Here is an 18,396-nt window from a genome sequence, read left to right as displayed (position 1 = left end):
TGCCCGAACCGCGGAACTCTCGGCAGACTGAGCGTTGTCCACCCGGATTGTATTCAGTCAACTTCTCGCAAGCGGTATCCGACGCCGGTTTCGGTGGTGATGTAGCGCGGCTGGTCGGGCGTTTTCTCGATCTTCTGCCGGAGCTGCCGCACATAAACCCTGAGATACTGCACGTCGGTCGAATCGCCCCAGACCTGGTTCAGCAGAAACCGGTGGGTAAGAACCCTGCCGGCGTGCTGGACGAGGATGCGGAGGATGTCATATTCCTTCGGCGAGAGCTTTATCTCCCTGCCCTCGACGGTGACGATCCGTTTCACCAGATCGACCGTGAGATCGCCAGTGTGGAAAACAGGCTTCTCGCCCTGCTGCTGTAATTTGTGGCGAAGCGCCACGCGAATGCGCGCGACAAGCTCGTTCATGCCGAACGGCTTGGTGACATAGTCGTCGGCGCCCAGTTCAAGTGCCGAGACGATGCCGGCCTCATCGGTGCGGCTGGAGAGGATGACCACGGGGACGTCAAGGCCATCATCTCGCCATTTGCTCAGCAATTCGTGGCCGCCCATGCCGGGCAGGCCGAGATCGAGCAGGATCAAGTCCGGTTTTTCCGTCTCCATGAGCTCGATCGCCGCCTTGGCGTTCGGCGCCTCGCTGATCGCATAGCCCTGGCTGCCAAGGCCGACGCGAAGCAGCTTGCGGATCGGCGGTTCGTCATCGACGACCAATATCCTGACGTCCAGATTCGTCATGCCAAATCATCCAGATCGGGGCCGCCCACATTTTGGTCATCGCCGTTGGGGTCGTCCACGGCGGGCAATTCCGTCGGCACCGGCATTCTGATGGTGAAAACCGCACCCGAGCGGTCGGTCCTGCTGGCCGCCGAAATTGTCCCGCCCATCGCTTCGATGAAGCCGCGGCAGATCGACAGCCCGAGCCCGGTGCCTGCACGGACCTGATCGCCCTTGCGCACCCGGTAGAATGTGTCGAAAACGCGTTGCAGATCGGCCGGCGGAATGCCCGGCCCCTCGTCCATGATCTGCAGGATGACGAAGCCATTGTCGAGCCAGCCCTGCAAGCGGATCGTCGAACCAGGCGGCGCATATTTTGCGGCATTGTCGAGGAGGTTGAACAGCACCTGCTCGAACAGGACGGGGTCAAGCCTCAGCATCGGCAGGTCAGCGGGAATGTCTATGTCGGCCTTGTGTTCGCCGATGATTTTCCTGGCTCGGTACAGCGCGGAGCCGACAATATCGCCGACATAGTGGAACGCGTAGTTCGGCTCCATCGCTCCGGATTCGATCTTGGTCATGTCGAGCAGATTGGCGATGAAGCGGTTTAGCCTTTCCGATTCGTCGAGCACGGTCGAAAGCAGGTCCGCACGGTCCTGTTCGGGAAGTGCCGGCGCGAATTCCCTTAGCGTGCCGGCCGCGCCCATGATGGCGGCAAGCGGTGTTTTCAAATCATGGGAAATGGAGGTGAGCAGCGCAGAGCGCAGCCTGTCCGCCTCGGCGGCGAGCTTGGCCCGGTCGACGTCGGCGACAAGCTGGATGCGCTCGATGGCGACCGCCGCCTGGTCGGCGAGCGCATCGAGCAGGCGCTGCTGCTCGGGCGTCAGCAGCGGGCCTTGCTTGTCGTTGTCGAGGCCGACGACACCGACGGCGGTGCGCCCCGTCCGCAGCGGGAGATAGAGGCGTTTTGCCCCTGGCAGCGTGTCGGCGCCGCGTCCCGCGGCGCGGTTGTGTTCCCAGGCCCAACGGGCGGCCGCGATGTCGGCCTCGACCAGCGTGTCGTCGGGCGGATAGCCGGCCTTGACGGTGATCGAGCCGTTTTCGGGCAGAAGCAGCACGACCCGCAGCTTCAGCATGGAGGCGATCTGGAAGGCAGTCGCCCAAAGCACGTCATCGAGCGTGGCAGTTCCCGCTAACTTCTTTGAGAACAGATAAAGGTCCTCGGTGGTGCGAGCGCGAGACTGTGCCGCCACGGCCTGGCGCTGCACTCGTGCCGTCAAATTGCTGGCGATGATCGCGACGCAGAAGAGGAAGCCGAGCGCGACGACACTTTCCGTGTCGCTGATGTTGAAGGTGTAAAGCGGGTCGAGAAAGAAGAAATTGAAGGCCAAGGTGCTGAGAACAGAAGCGAATATCGCAGGCCACAGACCCGCGGTGACCGCAGATACCAGCACCGCCATGAGGAAGACTAGGGCGATGTTTCGCACGTCGAGCACACGCGACAAGAGCAGCCCGAAAAGTAGCCCCGCGACGACGTAGCCGGTAACGATCAAATAGGGCTTGATGTCGAAACGCGCCGGGTGGGCCGGGGTGATACCGCGCGACGGCTGCGCTTGTGCCTGGACGTCGCCGGAGACGACATGGACACTGATCTTTCCCGCGTCGCGTATCAAATCATAGGTGACGGCGCCGTCAAACAATTGCCGCCAGCGCGGCTTGCGCGGCTTGCCAGTGATGATGTGGGTGACGTTGTTCGCGGCCGCGTAGCGCAGAATGTCGGCGGCGACGTCCTGGCCGGGTATGGTGACGGCAGCGCCGCCCAATTGTTCGGCAAGGCGGAGCGTCGATGCTAGCCTGTCGCGATCCTGCTCGGACAGGCCCGTCGAACGCGGCGTCTCGACGTAGAGCGCGAGCCATGGTGCGCGCAGCCGCTCGGCCTGGCGGCGAGCATAACGCACAAGGGACGCGCTGCGCGGATCCTCGTCGACCCAGACCAGGACACGTTCGCTGGCCGCCCAGGGCCCCGGTATCGCGTGGGCCTGCATGTGGATCAGCAACTGCTCGTCGACGCGCTGGGCGGTGCGGCGGAGCGCCAGTTCCCGAAGCGCCGTCAGATTGCCCGGCGAGAAATAGTTCTCGATGGCACGCTGGGCGGTGCTGGGGATATAGACCTTGCCTTCCTCGAGCCGCTTGATGAGATCGTCGGGAGTGAGATCGATGATCTCGATGTCGTCGGCTTGGTCGATGATGGAGTCTGGAACCGTCTCGCGCACCCTGACGCGGGTGATCTGCGCCACGACATCGTTCAGGCTTTCGACATGCTGGATATTGAGCGTCGTATAGACGTCGATGCCGTGCGTCAGGATTTCCTGAACGTCGAGATAGCGCTTGGGATGGCGGCTGCCCTGCGCGTTGGTATGGGCAAGCTCATCGACGAGGACCAGCGCTGGACGCCGGGCAAGGATGGCATCGAGGTCCATCTCCTCGAGGATGCGCCCCTTGTAGTCGACCTGACGACGGGGAATCAGCTCATAGCCGTCGACCAGCGCCTGGGTTTCTTTGCGACCGTGCGTTTCGACGACGCCGATCACCACGTCGACCCCGTCGGCCAATCTTGCACGGCCCGACATCAGCATTTCACAGGTCTTGCCGACACCGGGCGCTGCGCCCAGGAATATTCGTAGGCGACCGCGCGCCTCCCGCTCCGCATGATCAAGCAGCGCGTCGGGTGAGGGTCTGGTTTCGTTGCGGCTGTCGTCCGGCATCAGAATCGATCATGAATGGCGCCGGGGATGGTGTCGATCCCCGGCCCACCATTCATTGCTTGGTGGCCTCGTCCAGTGCCAGATTGAGCGCCAGCACATTGACCACCGGCTCTCCCATGAAACCGAGCTCGCGGTTCTCGACATGGCTGTCGACGAGGGATTTGATCCCGGCTTCATCCATCCCCCTGGCCTTGGCTACCCTGGCGACCTGGAAATAGGCGGCTTCTGGGCTGATATGCGGATCGAGGCCGCTGCCTGAAGTCGTGACCAGATCTATCGGTACCGGCTGGTCCGGATTTTCTGCCTTCAGCCTGTCGGCGTCGCCCTTGATGCGGTCGATCAGCTTGGGATTGGTCGGACCGAGATTCGAACCGCTCGAAGCGCTGGCATTGTAGCCGTCGCCGGCGGCCGATAGGCGACCGTGGAAATAGCGGTCGCTGGCAAAAGCCTGGCCGATCAGTTCGGAACCGATGACCTTGCCGTCTTTCTCGATCAGACTGCCATTGGCCTGGCGCGGGAACACAGCTTGAGCAATGCCGGTCATGCCGATCGGATAGATCAGGCCGGTTAGCACGGTGAAGAAAACGATCATGACGATCGCGGGTCTGATTTGCTTGAGCATGGACGTAATTCCTTATGCGAGGCCAAGCGCGGTGATGGCCATGTCGATCGCCTTGATGCCGACGAAGGGGACAATGATACCGCCGAGGCCATAGACAAGAAGGTTGCGGCTGAGCAGCGCGCCGGCGCCGATGGCGCGATACTTGACGCCTCTCAGCGACAGCGGGATCAGCGCGATGATGATCAGCGCGTTGAAGATGATGGCCGAGAGAATGGCGCTCTGCGGCGTTGCCAGATGCATGATGTTGAGCGCCTGCAGCGGGCCTGACGTCTGCCCCGGCGCGATGTAGAAGACGGCGAAGATGGCCGGGATGATGGCGAAGTATTTGGCCACGTCGTTGGCGATCGAGAAGGTCGTCAGCGAGCCGCGCGTCATCAGCAGCGCCTTGCCGATTTCGACGATCTCGATCAGCTTGGTCGGATCGCTATCGAGGTCGACCATGTTGCCGGCTTCGCGCGCGGCGACCGTGCCGGTGTTCATGGCAACGCCGACATCGGCCTGGGCAAGGGCGGGCGCATCATTGGTGCCGTCGCCGCACATGGCGACGAGCTTGCCCTTGGCCTGTTCGTCGCGGATCAGCTTCAGCTTATCCTCGGGCGTCGCCTGGGCAAGGAAGTCGTCGACGCCGGCTTCTGCCGCGATCGCCGCCGCCGTCATCGGATTGTCGCCGGTGATCATCACCGTTCGGATGCCCATCTTGCGCAGTTCGGCGAACCGTTCCCTGATGCCGCCCTTGACGATGTCCTTGAGATGGACGACGCCGAGCAGGCGTCCGTCGCGCTCGACCGCCAGCGGCGTGCCACCGGATTTGGCGATGTCGTCGGCGATTGCCTGCAGGTCGCGGACGGTGTCGCTGCTGGGGCGCGTGGCATGGGTGGCGACGGTCGACTGATTGACATGGGCGAGCACGGAATCGACCGCGCCCTTGCGAACCGATGAGCCATCGATGTCGACGCCGCTCATGCGGGTTTGTGCGGTGAAGGGCACGAAAGTGGCATGCAGTGTTGCCATGTCGCGGGCGCGGATGGCGTATTTCTCCTTGGCCAGCACGACGATGGAGCGGCCTTCCGGCGTCTCGTCAGCGAGCGAAGCGAGCTGCGCCGCGTCGGCCAATTCCTGCTCGGTGACGCCTTTGACCGGACGAAATTCCGTCGCCTGGCGATTGCCGAGTGTGATCGTGCCGGTCTTGTCGAGCAGCAGTGTGTCGACATCGCCCGCCGCCTCGACGGCGCGGCCCGACATGGCCAATACATTGAACCGCACCAGGCGATCCATTCCGGCGATGCCGATCGCCGAAAGCAGCGCGCCGATCGTCGTCGGGATCAAGGTCACGAACAGGGCGACGAGCACGGTCACCGAGATGTAGCCGCCCGAATAGGAGGCGAAACTCGGGATCGTCGCCGTCGCCAGCACGAAGATCAGCGTCATGCCGACGAGCAGGATGTTGAGCGCGATCTCGTTGGGCGTCTTCTGGCGCTCGGCGCCTTCGACGAGCGAGATCATGCGATCAAGGAACGTATGGCCGGAGGCCGCGGTGATGCGCACGCGGATCCAGTCGGACAACACCTGAGTGCCGCCGGTCACCGCGGAACGGTCGCCGCCGGATTCTCGAATGACCGGGGCGGATTCGCCGGTGATCGCAGCCTCGTTGACCGAAGCGACGCCTTCGATCACCTCGCCGTCCGACGGAATGATGTCTCCGGCCTCGACGAGCACCGCGTCGCCGACCTTCAGGCTGGTGCCGGGCACCAGCTTGAATTTGGTGCGGTCGTCGCCGGTCAACAGCTTGGCCTGAGTCTCGGTGCGCGCCTTGCGCAGCGAATCGGCCTGCGCCTTGCCTCGGCCTTCGGCGACCGCTTCGGCGAAGTTGGCGAAAAGCACGGTGAACCACAGCCAGATGATGATCTGCAGGGAGAAGCCGAGATCGCCGCCGCCGGTGACGAGATCCTTGACGAACAGGACTGACGTGAGCGCCGAGACGACAGCGACGACGAACATCACCGGGTTCCGCATCAAGGTGCGCGGGTTCAGCTTCCTGAAGGCGCCGCCGATGGCGGGCAACAGGATACGAGCATCCATGATAACAGCGGATTTGGACTGGCTCATTTGGTGGCTCCAGTGTCGATGTTGTTGGATGGCACCGACCGATCGGATGCCGAAAGCAGATGCGGAAGCCCGTAAGCCAGCAACCAGATCACGATCATGACTGCCGCGATGCCAAGGAAGGTGGACATGGTCGGGAAAGGAGGAGGGGTTGCCTCCCCCTTCCGATCGGCGCGATGCCGGATCTTGCGACGAATAGTTTCGAACCAGGACATGACATTGATCCAAGGTGGGGATCCAAGGTGGGGTGGTTTCAGAATGTCTGCCCGTGGATGCCAGCCAGGTGCTCGACGATCGGTCCGACCGCCAGCGCCGGGAAAAACGTGAGGCCGCCGACGATCAGGATGACGCCGACCAGCAGCCCGACGAATAGCGGCCCGTCGGTCGGGAAGGTGCCGGCTGAGGCAGGGGCCGTCTTCTTGGCGACCAGCGAACCGGCGATTGCCAGAGCCGGGATGATGACCAGGAAGCGGCCCATCAGCATGCCGATGCCGAGCGTGATGTTGTACCAAGGCGTGTTGCCGGTCAGGCCGCCAAAGGCCGAGCCGTTGTTGGCGGCAGCCGAGGTGTAGGCATAGAGGACCTCGGAGAAACCGTGCGGGCCGGCATTGGCGATGGAAGCGACGCCTGTCGGCAGCACCACCGCAATGGCGGTGAAGATCAGCATCGCCAGCGGCAGGCAGAGAATGGCCAGCATTGCCATCTTGATCTCCTTGGCCTCGATTTTCTTGCCGAGATATTCGGGCGTGCGTCCGACCATCAGCCCGGCAACGAAGACAGCGATCACGATGTACATCAGGATGCCGTAGAGACCGGCGCCGACGCCGCCGACAATGACCTCGCCGAGTTGCATGTTGATGATCGGGATCATGCCGCCAAGCGCGGTGAAGCTGTCATGCATGGCGTTAACGGCGCCGCAGGACGCGGCCGTGGTGATGACCGCAAACAGCGCCGATAAAGCGATGCCGAAACGTGTTTCCTTGCCTTCCATGTTGCCGCCGTCGATACCGAGCGCATGCACCAGCGGATTGCCTGCGGCTTCCGCCCAGTAGCAGACGGCGACGCCAGCGATGAACAGGACGCCCATCGCGGTCAAGATCGCCCAACCCTGGCGCTGGTTGCCGACCATGCGGCCGAAGACGTTGGTCAGCGCCGCGCCGATGGCGAAGATCGTCACCATCTGGATCAGGTTCGAGATCGCATCGGGATTTTCGAAGGGATGCGCGGCATTGGCGTTGAAGAAGCCGCCGCCATTGGTGCCGAGCATCTTGATGGCGCTCTGTGAGGCGACAGGCCCGACTGCGATCGTTTGCTGCGCGCCTTCCAGCGTCGTTGCGTTGACATAGGCGCCGAGCGTCTGCGGCATGCCGAGATAGACATAGATCAGCGTCAGCACGATGCAGAGCGGCAACAGTAGGTAAAGGGTGGACCGGGTCATATCGACCCAGAAATTGCCGATCGATTTGCCGGAAGCCTTGGCGAAGCCGCGGATCAGCGCGATCGCGATGGCGATACCGGTCGCCGCTGACAGGAAATTCTGCACGGTGAGGCCGGCCATCTGCACGAGATAGGACATCGTGCTTTCGCCGCCGTAGTTCTGCCAGTTGGTATTGGTCATGAAGCTGGCGGCGGTGTTGAAGGCGAGCCCGGGTTCGACGGCGGTCATGCCAGCCGGGTTATAGGGCAGGCTGCCCTGCAGCCGTTGCAGGAAGTAAAGCACCAGGAAGCCGGCCAGGTTGAAGAACAGCAGGGCCGCCGCATAGGAGGTCCAGTGCTGCTCCTCGCGCTCGCTGGTTCCCGAGATGCGATAAAGGCTCCGTTCGAAAGGCCCCAAAATCGGCGACAGGAATGTGCGTTCGCCGCTGAAAACGCGATACATGTAGCCGCCGAGCGGCTTCACGAGCAAAATGACGATCCCGCAATAAACGAGGATCTGTATCCATCCGTTGAGAGTCATTGAAATAGCTTTCCGTGCCTGGCCAGTTGCTGTCAGAAGCGTTCTGGCCGAACGAGGGCGTAGGTGAGATAGGCGAGCAGGAACAAAGTCACGCCGCCACCGAGGATGTAGTCGAGAAGCATGTTGCGATCCTCCCGCTTAAAGACTGTCGCAGGCTTTGATGTAGGCAAAAGAAAGGGCGAAGAACAAAACCCCTATCCCGAGAGCGACGATGTCCATCGTGCATGTTCCTTATTTTCGTTTGTTTTCGCGTCTCCTGCAGGCGGCAGGCCGAAATCATGCGGAAACGTCCCGCCACAACGGCAGAATGACCGAGATGTGTATTTCCGGTAGAATATGGCTCGAAACACCATAAAGGTTCGAGACGTGGCGAGCGGGAAAGAAATAAAAATCCTATAGGGATTTTGCCGTCGCGATCTCAACAGAGGCACGGCGTTTGAAAACAAGATGGCCCGGACAGGCCGTGCGCCGGCGCGAGACGCTGCTGAAAATCAATGATCGCGCATGTAGATCACAGCATAGTCGTCCGTGTATGCCCGCTTCCAGCCCAGTTCGTCGAAGAACGGAATGCGGCTGTCGTCCGCCGTCAGCAAGGCCCAGTCTATCGCATACTTATCGAGCTGGGCTTGGAGGACAGGCTTTCCGCCGCTGCGCCCCATTTGCTCATCTGCTTTCGCGAAGCCATTCAGAAAGAGCTGGTCTGTGCGGCCATCGATGAACGTCTTGATGCCATGGAAAATCAACGTGCCGCCGAAATCGTAGGAATTCAGCAGATTGCCTGATAAATTGTGGGTCTGGGCGAATGCGAGCGCATTCTTGGCCGAGGTCTTCTGGCTCGGCGCGACCGGATAGGTGGCAATGAAGGCCGCCGATGCCAAAACCAGCAAGACGGCAATTCCACCCCAGACTTGGCGGAACCGCCGCACGAAAAATTGTTCAAGCCCGTCGCGCTTTTCCTCCGCCCATTTCCGGGCCGAAAGTGCTGGATATTGCTGCGCAACCTCCACGGCGAGGACGATCGGGACAAGCAGAAAGAACAGGTAAATGAAACGTATGTGGGTGAGATAGATATGCAAGGTGAAGACAAGGAACAACGCCTTGGCCCAGCCGATCTGCAGTCTCGAAACCAGCAGCCCGAAAAAGACAATCAGCAGGGCCATCTCCTGGAAACCATGCTCAGAAGCGTTGAACGGCCGCCACTCCATGATGTAGGGCACCGCTTCATTGCCATAGGCCACCGTGAATGTGGCGAGTATGGCCTTGACGCCATAGGGATTGAGCAGGCTGACCAGCGGACATAGCAGCCCGAAGGCGACCCATTTGGCAAGGAGCGCGGGGTTGGACAGGCGTATGCGCATGAGAAGATCGAGGCCGGCAAAAGCCGCGATGACGAAGCCGAAGGTGAACGTCGCGTGGAGGTTGGCCCACAGGCAAAGCAGCGGCAGCAGCCATAGAGGCGGGGCCTGCTCGTTGCGCGCGGCGTCGAAAAGATACGCGGTCCAGACGACGATGATGGGCAAGGTGAAGATGTGCGGCCGCGCGATATAGACGGGGTCGATCAGGAGCGCCAGAACGATCGTTAGTCCCACCGCCAGTGTCGGCTTCAGCCAGACGCTGAGATGCCACGACATCAAGAAGACCGTCAGGACGACCATGGCGATCGTCAGCAGCGCCACACCGCTCCAGCCAGCTGCGTCATAGGCAAGCGCTAGAAGAACCTGCCCAAGCCATTCCTTGGCGATCCATGGATGGCCGGCAAAGGTGTAGGAATAGGTATCGATCGTCGGGAATGCGCGGCTTGCCAGGATATCCTGCCCGACCTTGATATGCCACCAACTGTCGGGGTCCTGGAGCAACGAAGCGGCGAGGGCAAGGAGCGCAGCCGCCATGACACCCGCGGCGACCAGGCAAAACACCAGCCTTGCGCGCCGGGCGTCGTCTATCAACGGCGGTGCTTCACGGGAAGCCTGTATCTGGAGCATAGAATATCCCTGAGCTGCTTGCTGCCGAGCATCTCTATTGATGGTCAGACGGCAGGCTTGATCGCATGCACGAAATACTGGGCTCCAAGGGGAACCGTGGCGAGGAAGCGCTCGAACGGCCGCAATCTTGCGAATAGGCGCGGGAAAAAAATCCGGTAGACGATATCGGCCCTGGAGAAGCCCGCCGCGGCCACTCGCGCACGCATGTCGCGGCCGTTGATCAGAACCGCGTTCTCGTCGAAAGCACAGCTTCGCACTGCGTGCGTCGTCAGCGGATTCAAGGGATTGTGCTCGAACAGAAAGAAGCTGCCGCCACTGGCCAGCACTCTCTCGATCTCCTTGATCAGGCCGACATGGAGGTTTTCAGGGATGTGATGGAACACGCAGGCGGCGAAGGCGAGATCGAAACTCGCGTCCTCATATGGGATCGTTTCGCCGTCGAAGTGCCTGAAATGAGCCTGGCCGGGAAAGCGCTTGTGGGCGATGTCGAGCGACTGCGAGGACGGGTCGAGCAAGGTGATTTCGCTGTCGGGAAAGGCGGCGCGCATGGGTCCCAGCGAGTTTCCGACGCCCGCGCCGAAGTCGAGTATCCGCCGCGGCTTCACGCCCGAGCGGGCGAGCCTTGCCGCGACGTCATCGATTTTGTACTGCGCAAAGAAATCCGGCGTCTCGCCGCTCAGCCGGATGCTTGCGGCATGCTGCTGCTGATATTCCTGCGCGAATTGGTCAAATTCTGCCTGAAGCACGCGCGGCTCCCTTCGTCAGCTGCCCGGCCATCTCCTGCAGGCGATGGACGGGCAGCTTCTCGGAGGCGGGATCGTGGGCGGCAATCTCGTTTACCAGGTAGAGGGGCCGTCGCTTGGTCTCCATATACATGCGCCCGAGATACTCGCCGAAAATCCCGAGGACCAGAAGCTGAACACTGCCGAGGATCAGGACGATCGCGGCCAGGCTGGTCCACCCCGGCAACACGCTGCCGACGAACCACGAGAGCAGCGTGTAGCCGAGAGCGGCAAGCCCGAGAAAGCCGAAGATCATGCCGAGATGCGAGGCAAACCGCAGGGGCACGGTGGAGAAACTCGTCATCGCGTCAGTCGCCAGCAACACCATCTTCCTCAGGGGATAGTGCGTGGCGCCGGCGAAACGCTGGTGCCGTTCATAGGGAAAGGCCACCTGTTTCAAGCCGATCCAGCTCACCATGCCGCGAATGAAGCGGTAGCGCTCGGGCATCGCATTGAGATGATCGAGCGCACGGCGGCTCATCAGGCGAAAGTCCCCGGAATCGAGCGCCATGTCGACATCGACCATCTTGCGCAGCAGGCGGTAGAACACGGCCGCGGTCGTGCGCTTGAACCAGCCTTCGCCTTGCCGCTTCAGCCGCTGGCCATAGACGACGTCGAATCCCTCATCCATCTTTGCCATCATGGCTTCGAGCAATTCCGGCGGGTCCTGAAGGTCGGCGTCGAGAATGAGAATGCGCTGGCCGCGACAAAACTCCAGGCCGGCGCTGAGCGCAATCTGGTGGCCGTAGTTGCGGGCAAGATCCAATCCGACGACGTGGCTGTCCTGTCTGGCGAGATCGAAAATGGCCTCTCGGGTACCGTCGGTTGCTCCATCGACGACCAAGATGATCTCGTAAGAATGCCCCGCTTGTTCACGGCAAGCGGCTGTCACGCGCCGGTAAAGCTCGGCGATTCCGTCGATTTCGTTGTAGCACGGCACGACAACAGACAGCGCGATAGCGCGTCGCGTGGCGATTTTCTCTGTTTGCGCCAAAAGCCCAGCTCCCGTTACTAGAACGGGAATAGGCCGAATTTGTTAGAAAACCGATAAACCGCTCAGGCCGGCCCGCGACGTCAGACAAACGACGCGTGACGGACACATGCGACGGGGATACGGAGAGGGCGGACGCTCCGCCAAATCGGCCGTTCAGCCTTCGGCCTTGAAGTTCTTGGCTTCCTTCTCGACCTTGGCGCTGTCCTTGCCGTGCTTGCGCATCAGATCCTTCGCTTGGTTGGGAGAAACGTCGGTGGTCTCGGCCAGGCGCAAGGCCTCCTTGTCGTCCGGCTCGCGCTTCTTCCGATCGGCCATTGCGGTCTTCTTGTCAGCCATCACAACGCCTTTATGCTCTCGGCGATTTCGTTCAGCACCTTGCGGTCGGTGCCGTGGCGCTTGATCAGCGTGCGTGCCTGGTCGGGAGTGATGCCGGCTTCCTCGGCGAGATGCCTCACCTCATAGTCTTCGTCGCCGGCTACTTGTGAGCGATCGCGGTTGTCGGTCTTGGTCTTGTCGTCAGCCATGGCAGTTCTCCTCGTTTCGACCTTGAGCATAACGACGGAGATTTCGTGAGGTTCCTTAGTGCCGGCCTTCGCGCACAAACAGATGGGCTTCTTTGGCGGCGGCCGTGAATGCGCGCCGCGCACTGCCAACCGCCCGCCGCTGCTCCATCGCATCCATCAGGGCTTTCAAGGCCGCGCGATATTTCGGCCCGCGCCTTTCGTCTGGCCACTTGTCGACCAGAAGCGAGGCCGCCTGGACTGTCCTCGTCACAGAGAGGGGGCGGCCGATCCGTTCGCTCTCGATTGTCACGGGAATGTCGAATTGTTCATCACGCATCACCGGCACTCCTTGACTCCGAAGACAGCAACGGCGCAGCGGAGTTATACGTTCCGATGACGAATGGCGTGATCCATCCCGATCACAATTCATGGTTACTGAGTGGCTTACGTCGCCGGTAGTTCAGACAGTGCACAAGCTAGGGGCGGCATGCACTAGCGGGACCGATGGTCGAACACGACCCCCATGGTCCTACCAATTGCGGTCATGACGACAAGCTCGACCAAGTGGTCGTCGCTGTCCTCACAAGCTGGGTCTGCTCGGCGGATGGCATCTATTGCAGCTCTGGTCGATATAGTGTCGCCGGCGCGGAATTTTGAAAGCGCAGATGAAACAAGTTCCTGGACGGTCAAGTCAACGGCAGGCGCTCTCGAAACGATGTTCATTGGCCTCCTCCGCTATGAACCCTCTCCCATGAGAATATTACGCCGAATGGCAGTTTTCGCCAGCGAAATAGTGGGCAGACCAGAGGCCAATCGGGCCGGGGATGCTCACCTTTTTGCAGGGGTCAGCGCGACGCTGCCGATTTCGATTTCTCTCGGCTCCTCGCAGCTGGCTTGATCCTTATACGCACCGCCCCACCCTCGGGATGATCGATCTCAAAGGCATTGGTTTTCCGCACGAGATCGCTCAGCTTGCGAAAGCCGAAGGTTCTGGGATCGAAGTCCGATGCCAGATTTGCGAGCTGATTGCCGACAATGCCGAGCGGCACCCAGCCGTCCTCGGTTTCCATCTGTGAAATGACCTTGGTGATGATCGGCGTCGCGGCGCTGGGCGGCTGCAAAGATTTCGTCGGCGCCGCATCCTGAGCGTTGGCTGGCGCAGTCGGAAGCAGGTTCTCGGTGTATACGAACCGGCGGCATGCCTGCCGAAAACTCTCCGGTGTCTTCTGCTCGCCAAACCCATAAACGTCGATCCCATGCTCCCGGATGCGAGCGGCAAGGCGGGTGAAATCGCTGTCGGAGGACACCAGGCAGAAGCCTTCGAACCGCCCGCTGTGGAGAAGGTCCATCGCGTCGATGACGAGCGTGATGTCGGATGCGTTCTTGCCGGTGGTGTAGGCGAATTGCTGCTGCGGGATGATCGCGTGCTTCGACAGCACATCGGCCCACGCCTTCGAACGGGTGCTGGAGAAGTCGCCATAGATGCGACGAACGCTTGCCTCGCCGATCTTTGCGATTTCCTCGAACAGCCCGTCGGCAATCTTGGCCGAGGCATTGTCTGCGTCGATCAGCACAGCAAGCCGTGGAGAACGCGGTTCGGTTGGCACTGTGGGCCCCCTGTTTCTGGCTTCGCACCAAATGACATTTCGCACCAAATGACATAATGCCATATGGTGCAGCGGTAACCTTTTTATCGAGATCCGACGAACGTCACCTACTTCTTCCGGTACAAGATCATACCTGCGTGGTGCAGCACGCCGTCAATAAATTCGCCATCGGCTGTGAAGCCGGTGTCATCCCAGTAGTCGATGTGGTTGCCCCGGATCTCATAGCGCCCCTGGTATGCGCTCTCACGGTTTCCGCGCGCTTCGTCATAACGACCGTTTGGAAGCAAGTTGTGACGGATATGGCCATCGGCCGTGACCCACATCCCGACATAGGGGTGGCTTTCCGAAACCTGGGTAGCTGTGGTTTGCTCGATATTCATCTGGGTGAGACCTTTCTGCATGGGTAAGACGGCTGCGCCGGCAAGAAGCCCGGCAGCGGCAAGTATCGAAACCTGTTTCATGGGACAGCTCCTCAGGGTTGTTTGCCGGGAGCGGCGCGACGCTCAGCGAACAGCTCGGAGAGCGCTTGCGATGCTGCGATCGCGCGGGGAAATCCGGCCGGAACCGTCACCATGTAGATGACTTCCTTCAGCTCACCCTCGGACACGCCGATATTCAGCGCATAGCCGGCATGAATTTTCATGAAGGCGGCCTCACCCATGGCTGCGAATACCGCGACGGCGGCGAGTTGGCGTGTGCGGCTGTCGAGCCCCGGGCGGGACCAGACGTCGCCGAGCGCATAGCCCTGGGTTGCTGCGGCCAGAAACGGAAACTCCTGTCTCATGCGTTCCAGCGTCGGTTGCGGAGCGCCATTGTTCAGGCTCCTGACGACAGCGTCGCCGCGTTGCAGCCGCTCTTCCATCGTCTGCGATTTGGCCGTTTGAGGAACCGCGCCGATCAGCAACGCTGCGGCAATCACGATGTACGAGAGGTGAAAACGAAAACCCATTTTTGCCTCCCTATTTGTTGGCTGTCGGCCGGATGGCGATCTCGTTCACATCGACATCGTCCGGTTGTTCAATGGCAAAGCGCACGGCACGGCCGATCGCGTCAGGCTGCAGCGCAATGGCGCGATAGGTCTTCATCGCTTCCGCCGCCACCGGATCGGTGATCGTGTCGGCGAGCTCGCTCTCGACCACGCCGGGATGGATGCAGGTGACGCGGATGTTGTCGTGCTCCTGCCGCAGACCATCGGAGATGGCGCGGACCGCGTATTTGGTTGCGCAATAGACAGCGGCTGTCGGCGACACAGAAAGCGCGCCGATGGAGGCGATGTTGACGACATGGCCGGAGCCTCGGGCCGTCATCTCCGGCAGCACCGCGGCGATGCCGTAGAGCACGCCCTTGATGTTGACGTCGACCATTCGGTCCCACTCGTCGATCTTCATCGAGGCCATCAGCGACAACGGCATGACACCGGCATTGTTGACGATCACGTCGACGCGTCCCCAGGCCCGGCGCGCCGCGTCGGCAAACGCGGCGACATCGGCGCGGTCGGTCACGTCCAGACGGCGTGTCATTGCCTCTCCGCCCTTTGCCCTGATCTCTTCCGCGAGTGTGTCCAGCCGATCGGTGCGGCGCGCACCGAGCATGACCTTTGCTCCGGCAGCACCGAGCTCCCGGCCGATGGCGGCGCCAATGCCGCTCGAAGCCCCGGTGATGAGCACGACTTTGTTGAGCGACATGTTTCGTCTCCGTCTGGTTGATCTTGCGAGCCGCGATGCAGCGGTTGCCACGAAGATGGATCTGTTTCACTGTTGCGATAAGACGATCATTCATTCCCAGCGTGGAAAGCACAGCTAACCAATGCAGCCGGATCTTAATGCGCTTGCGGTCTTCGCCCTCGTTGCCGAGGAGCGGAGCTTTCGCGCGGCTGCGGACCGCATGGGCGTCACCCGCTCAGCGGTGAGCCAGACGATGAAGCGGCTGGAAGAGACGCTCGGTATCGCGCTTGTCCGGCGCACGACGCGAAGCGTCAGCCTGACCGAGGCTGGCGAACGCCTCTACGCCGAGATAGCGCCGGCCATTGCCGACATGCGCGCGGCAATGGAGACCACCGGGGACCTGCGCGGTCGTCCGCGCGGGCAGTTGCGACTCGCCGTCTCGTCGATCGCCGAGCGCTTTCTTTCAGGGCCGTTCCTGGCGACCTTTGCCGAAGCCAATCCGGAGGTTCAGATCGATATCACGGTGACGGACGAAGAATTCGATATCGTCGCCGAGGGATACGATGCCGGCGTCAGGCTCGGCGAGGTGATAGAGCAGGACATGATCGCGGTGTCTGTCGCCGGTGACGAGCGGCAGCTGGCCGTCTGCGCGCCGGCCTATCGCGATCGGTTCGGGGCGCCTTCGCATGCGAGGGAACTCGCGGGCCATCGCTGCATTGGCTGGCGCCGCGCACCGAAGGTCGCGCCCTATCGTTGGGAATTCGCGGAGAACAGCAATGAGTTCAGCGTCGCCGTTGCGCCGGAGATCACGACCAACGACATGGCGCTGATGATAAAGCTCGCCATCGCCGGCGCCGGCATCACCTTCGGCATGGAGGAGAGCTTTCGTCCGTGGATCGATCGGGGCGAGCTGGTGCCGGTTCTCGAGGATTATTGCCCGCGCTTTGCCGGCTTCTACCTCTACTATCCGAGCCGTCGCAACGTAGCGCCGAAGCTGCGCGCTCTTGTCGATCACCTACGGCGTTTTGGTTAGCGCGTTTCGGCGCGGACGCTGATGAGGCATGGCAGGACGCCGTGCTGACGCGCATGCCCTGCAAGACCTACGAGGCGGCACCGACCAGCCCACCATCCTTTTGGGGCAGGAGTCCAGATCGTCAACCTTGCTGGGCGCACCGGCATCTCGATGTTGCAATTACATTAGCGTGAGCGCATGTTTTCATCAGCCGGCGCAAGCCGGTTAGGCCCGGTAGCCGGCCGGTCACCCCCAATAGGCTGCCGGGCCGCCCGCCTGCCGCGTTCTCCCGACGTCACGACTTTTCCGGTTTGCTCGGCAATCCGGCCGCGCAGATGCCGACATCGGCGGCGCGGCAATGCAAGTCGAGCAATGCGTTCAATTTACACACAGCGACAGCCGAGCAAACACGGCAAAAAAGTGCACTGTCACCGTAATTCACAAACCCTTGCGCCATAGGGGATAGAATCAATTCGCGACGAAATGACGGTCGTTTGCGACCCCGCGACGCAACAGGTCACGCGCAATGGGCGGGATCCCACCACAGGGCGCCGCACAGGGTCAGCGGCACCTCGGTCGGGGGAGCGGCTGCTAGTCCCCATGGACGGCGACGTAACTGGACCCGCAGGATTGATAGCAGGTCCCGCCACATCGCAATTACGTGGCGGCCACGTAACTTACACACTGCTGCTGGAACGCCACGAATGCCGAGCCTAGGCTGCTTTGACAGCGGGTGGCGCAATGGCAGCGAGTACCAGACTAAAGGGCAGAGAGAGCGCATTTTCAGCGGCAGCACGACGGTTCCCGCAGTCCGAATTCTTGATCCGTCGGTTGATGGACCGAAGCGAAGCTTTTTGTGACATGTGCGAAGAACTTGCTGAAGCGGAAGACGCATTGTCGAAGGTCTACACCGTTGCGGTGGAATTGCGTGAGACGAGGGGGGCCGAGTGGCAAGAATTGATAAGCAGGTTGACCGAGGAAGTCGGAACCGCACTGCAGGACAAGGAGGGGCTCGTGAAGCCGCGCCCGAACGGCTGATTAGTCGGCGCCTGCGAGCGTCATCCATTTTGTCCCAGCCTTGCTATCGCAGCGTCAGCACAGGACGACGCGCGGGAGCTCGCCAAGACCCAAAAAAATGAGAACACCGGCGCCGCCTGCCGGCGCGAACTGACGAAAAGAATTGTGAAATACACGAACTCGAAAACTGATCGAATGATAAAGGAGTACGGCAAATGTTGACAAAGCGAGATTTACTTCGCTCGGTCGCGGCGATTGCCGCTGGCGCCGCGATTGCGAACCCAAGCCTGCTGATGGCGCAGAGCTACCCCGGCATCATCGAGGCAAAGGACATCGCCGAGGAAGGCTTCATCTACGGCCTGCCGCTCGTGATGAACTATGCCGTGATGAATGAATTCGCCGTCGACCCGAAGTCCAGCCAATTCAAGGCGCCGTTCAACGAAATCAACAACATGCATCAAGTCGCCTCCCCGGCGGACACGGCAATCATCACCCCCAACAGCGACACTCCTTACTCGATCCTATGGCTGGATTTGCGCGCCGAGCCGATGGTGATCTCGGTGCCGGCGGTGGAGAAGGAGCGCTACTACTCGGTTCAGTTGATCGACGGCAACACCTACAATTTTGGCTATATCGGCTCGCGCGCAAATCCAGCCATAGGAT

20 protein-coding genes are annotated in these 18,396 nt (G+C 61.3%); 3 read left to right on the top strand and 17 right to left on the bottom strand.

The window, feature by feature from the left end; all coding sequences use genetic code 11:
- Positions 1 to 53: 53 nt before the first annotated feature.
- The 17 genes from EOC93_RS26635 to EOC93_RS26550 form a co-directional block, all read right to left on the bottom strand.
- Complete coding sequence (locus EOC93_RS26635) at positions 54 to 746, bottom strand: response regulator transcription factor (protein WP_095488435.1); 693 nt, start codon at positions 744 to 746, stop codon at positions 54 to 56.
- Positions 743 to 3,490, bottom strand: a complete 2,748-nt coding sequence (locus EOC93_RS26630; RefSeq protein ID WP_127206113.1) for a sensor histidine kinase KdpD — start codon at positions 3,488 to 3,490, stop codon at positions 743 to 745. Before EOC93_RS26630 ends, EOC93_RS26635 begins: the two co-directional genes overlap by 4 nt.
- Positions 3,491 to 3,542: 52 nt before the next feature.
- Positions 3,543 to 4,112 (bottom strand): potassium-transporting ATPase subunit KdpC, encoded by a 570-nt coding sequence (gene kdpC, locus EOC93_RS26625; protein WP_127206112.1) that lies wholly within the window; start codon positions 4,110 to 4,112, stop codon positions 3,543 to 3,545.
- 12 nt (positions 4,113 to 4,124) lie between these two features.
- A complete protein-coding gene (gene kdpB / locus EOC93_RS26620) occupies positions 4,125 to 6,218 on the bottom strand; it encodes a potassium-transporting ATPase subunit KdpB (RefSeq protein ID WP_126104904.1) in 2,094 nt (697 codons plus the stop codon).
- Positions 6,215 to 6,430, bottom strand: coding sequence for a hypothetical protein (locus EOC93_RS26615; protein ID WP_127206111.1), 216 nt, complete (start codon positions 6,428 to 6,430; stop codon positions 6,215 to 6,217). The genes kdpB and EOC93_RS26615 overlap by 4 nt, the downstream gene beginning before the upstream one ends.
- 38 nt (positions 6,431 to 6,468) lie before the next feature.
- Positions 6,469 to 8,172 carry a potassium-transporting ATPase subunit KdpA gene (kdpA, locus tag EOC93_RS26610; RefSeq protein ID WP_127206110.1) on the bottom strand — a complete coding sequence of 568 codons (1,704 nt, stop codon included), beginning with the start codon at positions 8,170 to 8,172 and terminating at the stop codon, positions 6,469 to 6,471.
- Between the two features lie 32 nt (positions 8,173 to 8,204).
- Positions 8,205 to 8,294, bottom strand: a complete 90-nt coding sequence (gene kdpF, locus EOC93_RS26605) for a K(+)-transporting ATPase subunit F (protein ID WP_032918612.1) — start codon at positions 8,292 to 8,294, stop codon at positions 8,205 to 8,207.
- A gap of 369 nt (positions 8,295 to 8,663) precedes the next feature.
- Positions 8,664 to 10,154, bottom strand: coding sequence for a hypothetical protein (locus tag EOC93_RS26600; protein ID WP_127206109.1), 1,491 nt, complete (start codon positions 10,152 to 10,154; stop codon positions 8,664 to 8,666).
- A gap of 44 nt (positions 10,155 to 10,198) precedes the next feature.
- Positions 10,199 to 10,900, bottom strand: coding sequence for a class I SAM-dependent methyltransferase (locus tag EOC93_RS26595; RefSeq protein ID WP_095488449.1), 702 nt, complete (start codon positions 10,898 to 10,900; stop codon positions 10,199 to 10,201).
- A complete protein-coding gene (locus EOC93_RS26590) occupies positions 10,881 to 11,930 on the bottom strand; it encodes a glycosyltransferase family 2 protein (RefSeq protein WP_127206108.1) in 1,050 nt (349 codons plus the stop codon). Before EOC93_RS26590 ends, EOC93_RS26595 begins: the two co-directional genes overlap by 20 nt.
- A 153-nt stretch (positions 11,931 to 12,083) precedes the next feature.
- A complete protein-coding gene (locus EOC93_RS26585; RefSeq protein WP_164546994.1) occupies positions 12,084 to 12,266 on the bottom strand; it encodes a hypothetical protein in 183 nt (60 codons plus the stop codon).
- Positions 12,266 to 12,454, bottom strand: coding sequence for a DUF3606 domain-containing protein (locus tag EOC93_RS26580; protein ID WP_095488451.1), 189 nt, complete (start codon positions 12,452 to 12,454; stop codon positions 12,266 to 12,268). Before EOC93_RS26580 ends, EOC93_RS26585 begins: the two co-directional genes overlap by 1 nt.
- 55 nt (positions 12,455 to 12,509) lie before the next feature.
- Positions 12,510 to 12,770 carry a DUF982 domain-containing protein gene (locus tag EOC93_RS26575; RefSeq protein ID WP_245461547.1) on the bottom strand — a complete coding sequence of 87 codons (261 nt, stop codon included), beginning with the start codon at positions 12,768 to 12,770 and terminating at the stop codon, positions 12,510 to 12,512.
- A gap of 508 nt (positions 12,771 to 13,278) precedes the next feature.
- Positions 13,279 to 14,040 (bottom strand): NYN domain-containing protein, encoded by a 762-nt coding sequence (locus tag EOC93_RS26565; RefSeq protein WP_126104910.1) that lies wholly within the window; start codon positions 14,038 to 14,040, stop codon positions 13,279 to 13,281.
- Positions 14,041 to 14,147: 107 nt separating this feature from the next.
- Entirely contained in the window at positions 14,148 to 14,420 is a 273-nt protein-coding gene (locus EOC93_RS26560) for an Atu4866 domain-containing protein (RefSeq protein ID WP_245461546.1), read from the bottom strand.
- Positions 14,421 to 14,512: 92 nt separating this feature from the next.
- Positions 14,513 to 14,902, bottom strand: a complete 390-nt coding sequence (locus EOC93_RS26555) for a carboxymuconolactone decarboxylase family protein (RefSeq protein WP_245461545.1) — start codon at positions 14,900 to 14,902, stop codon at positions 14,513 to 14,515.
- A 97-nt stretch (positions 14,903 to 14,999) separates the two neighbouring features.
- Positions 15,000 to 15,725, bottom strand: a complete 726-nt coding sequence (locus EOC93_RS26550; protein ID WP_127206104.1) for an SDR family oxidoreductase — start codon at positions 15,723 to 15,725, stop codon at positions 15,000 to 15,002.
- Positions 15,726 to 15,846: 121 nt separating this feature from the next.
- On the opposite strand from EOC93_RS26550, the gene EOC93_RS26545 reads away from it, so the two are divergent.
- The 3 genes from EOC93_RS26545 to EOC93_RS26535 all read left to right on the top strand — a co-directional run.
- Positions 15,847 to 16,737, top strand: a complete 891-nt coding sequence (locus EOC93_RS26545; RefSeq protein ID WP_127206103.1) for a LysR family transcriptional regulator — start codon at positions 15,847 to 15,849, stop codon at positions 16,735 to 16,737.
- A gap of 720 nt (positions 16,738 to 17,457) precedes the next feature.
- Positions 17,458 to 17,754: a hypothetical protein gene (locus EOC93_RS26540; RefSeq protein WP_126104914.1), complete on the top strand. Its 297-nt coding sequence runs from the start codon at positions 17,458 to 17,460 to the stop codon at positions 17,752 to 17,754.
- A gap of 194 nt (positions 17,755 to 17,948) precedes the next feature.
- Positions 17,949 to 18,396 (top strand): DUF1254 domain-containing protein (locus EOC93_RS26535; RefSeq protein WP_164759285.1); only part of this gene is annotated, 448 nt, incomplete at its 3' end.

The sequence above is a fragment of the Mesorhizobium sp. M6A.T.Ce.TU.002.03.1.1 genome (genome assembly GCF_003997275.1).
Taxonomy (GTDB): domain Bacteria; phylum Pseudomonadota; class Alphaproteobacteria; order Rhizobiales; family Rhizobiaceae; genus Mesorhizobium; species Mesorhizobium mediterraneum.
Note: the sequence above shows the minus strand (reverse complement) of the source record. Positions and strands in the feature narration are given on the sequence as shown.

Excerpts from the sequence above, each read along its gene's own strand:
- EOC93_RS26545 (WP_127206103.1), top strand. The coding sequence starts at position 15,847 with ATGCAGCCGGATCTTAATGCGCTTGCGGTCTTCGCCCTCGTTGCCGAG.
- EOC93_RS26635 (WP_095488435.1), bottom strand. The coding sequence starts at position 746 with ATGACGAATCTGGACGTCAGGATATTGGTCGTCGATGACGAACCGCCG.
- EOC93_RS26560 (WP_245461546.1), bottom strand. The coding sequence starts at position 14,420 with ATGAATATCGAGCAAACCACAGCTACCCAGGTTTCGGAAAGCCACCCC.
- EOC93_RS26615 (WP_127206111.1), bottom strand. The coding sequence starts at position 6,430 with ATGTCCTGGTTCGAAACTATTCGTCGCAAGATCCGGCATCGCGCCGAT.
- EOC93_RS26600 (WP_127206109.1), bottom strand. The coding sequence starts at position 10,154 with ATGCTCCAGATACAGGCTTCCCGTGAAGCACCGCCGTTGATAGACGAC.
- EOC93_RS26550 (WP_127206104.1), bottom strand. The coding sequence starts at position 15,725 with ATGTCGCTCAACAAAGTCGTGCTCATCACCGGGGCTTCGAGCGGCATT.
- EOC93_RS26575 (WP_245461547.1), bottom strand. The coding sequence starts at position 12,770 with ATGCGTGATGAACAATTCGACATTCCCGTGACAATCGAGAGCGAACGG.
- EOC93_RS26580 (WP_095488451.1), bottom strand. The coding sequence starts at position 12,454 with ATGGCTGACGACAAGACCAAGACCGACAACCGCGATCGCTCACAAGTA.
- EOC93_RS26540 (WP_126104914.1), top strand. The coding sequence starts at position 17,458 with ATGGCAGCGAGTACCAGACTAAAGGGCAGAGAGAGCGCATTTTCAGCG.
- kdpF (WP_032918612.1), bottom strand. The coding sequence starts at position 8,294 with ATGCTTCTCGACTACATCCTCGGTGGCGGCGTGACTTTGTTCCTGCTC.
- EOC93_RS26630 (WP_127206113.1), bottom strand. The coding sequence starts at position 3,490 with ATGCCGGACGACAGCCGCAACGAAACCAGACCCTCACCCGACGCGCTG.
- EOC93_RS26555 (WP_245461545.1), bottom strand. The coding sequence starts at position 14,902 with ATGGAAGAGCGGCTGCAACGCGGCGACGCTGTCGTCAGGAGCCTGAAC.
- kdpC (WP_127206112.1), bottom strand. The coding sequence starts at position 4,112 with ATGCTCAAGCAAATCAGACCCGCGATCGTCATGATCGTTTTCTTCACC.
- kdpA (WP_127206110.1), bottom strand. The coding sequence starts at position 8,172 with ATGACTCTCAACGGATGGATACAGATCCTCGTTTATTGCGGGATCGTC.
- kdpB (WP_126104904.1), bottom strand. The coding sequence starts at position 6,218 with ATGAGCCAGTCCAAATCCGCTGTTATCATGGATGCTCGTATCCTGTTG.
- EOC93_RS26585 (WP_164546994.1), bottom strand. The coding sequence starts at position 12,266 with ATGGCTGACAAGAAGACCGCAATGGCCGATCGGAAGAAGCGCGAGCCG.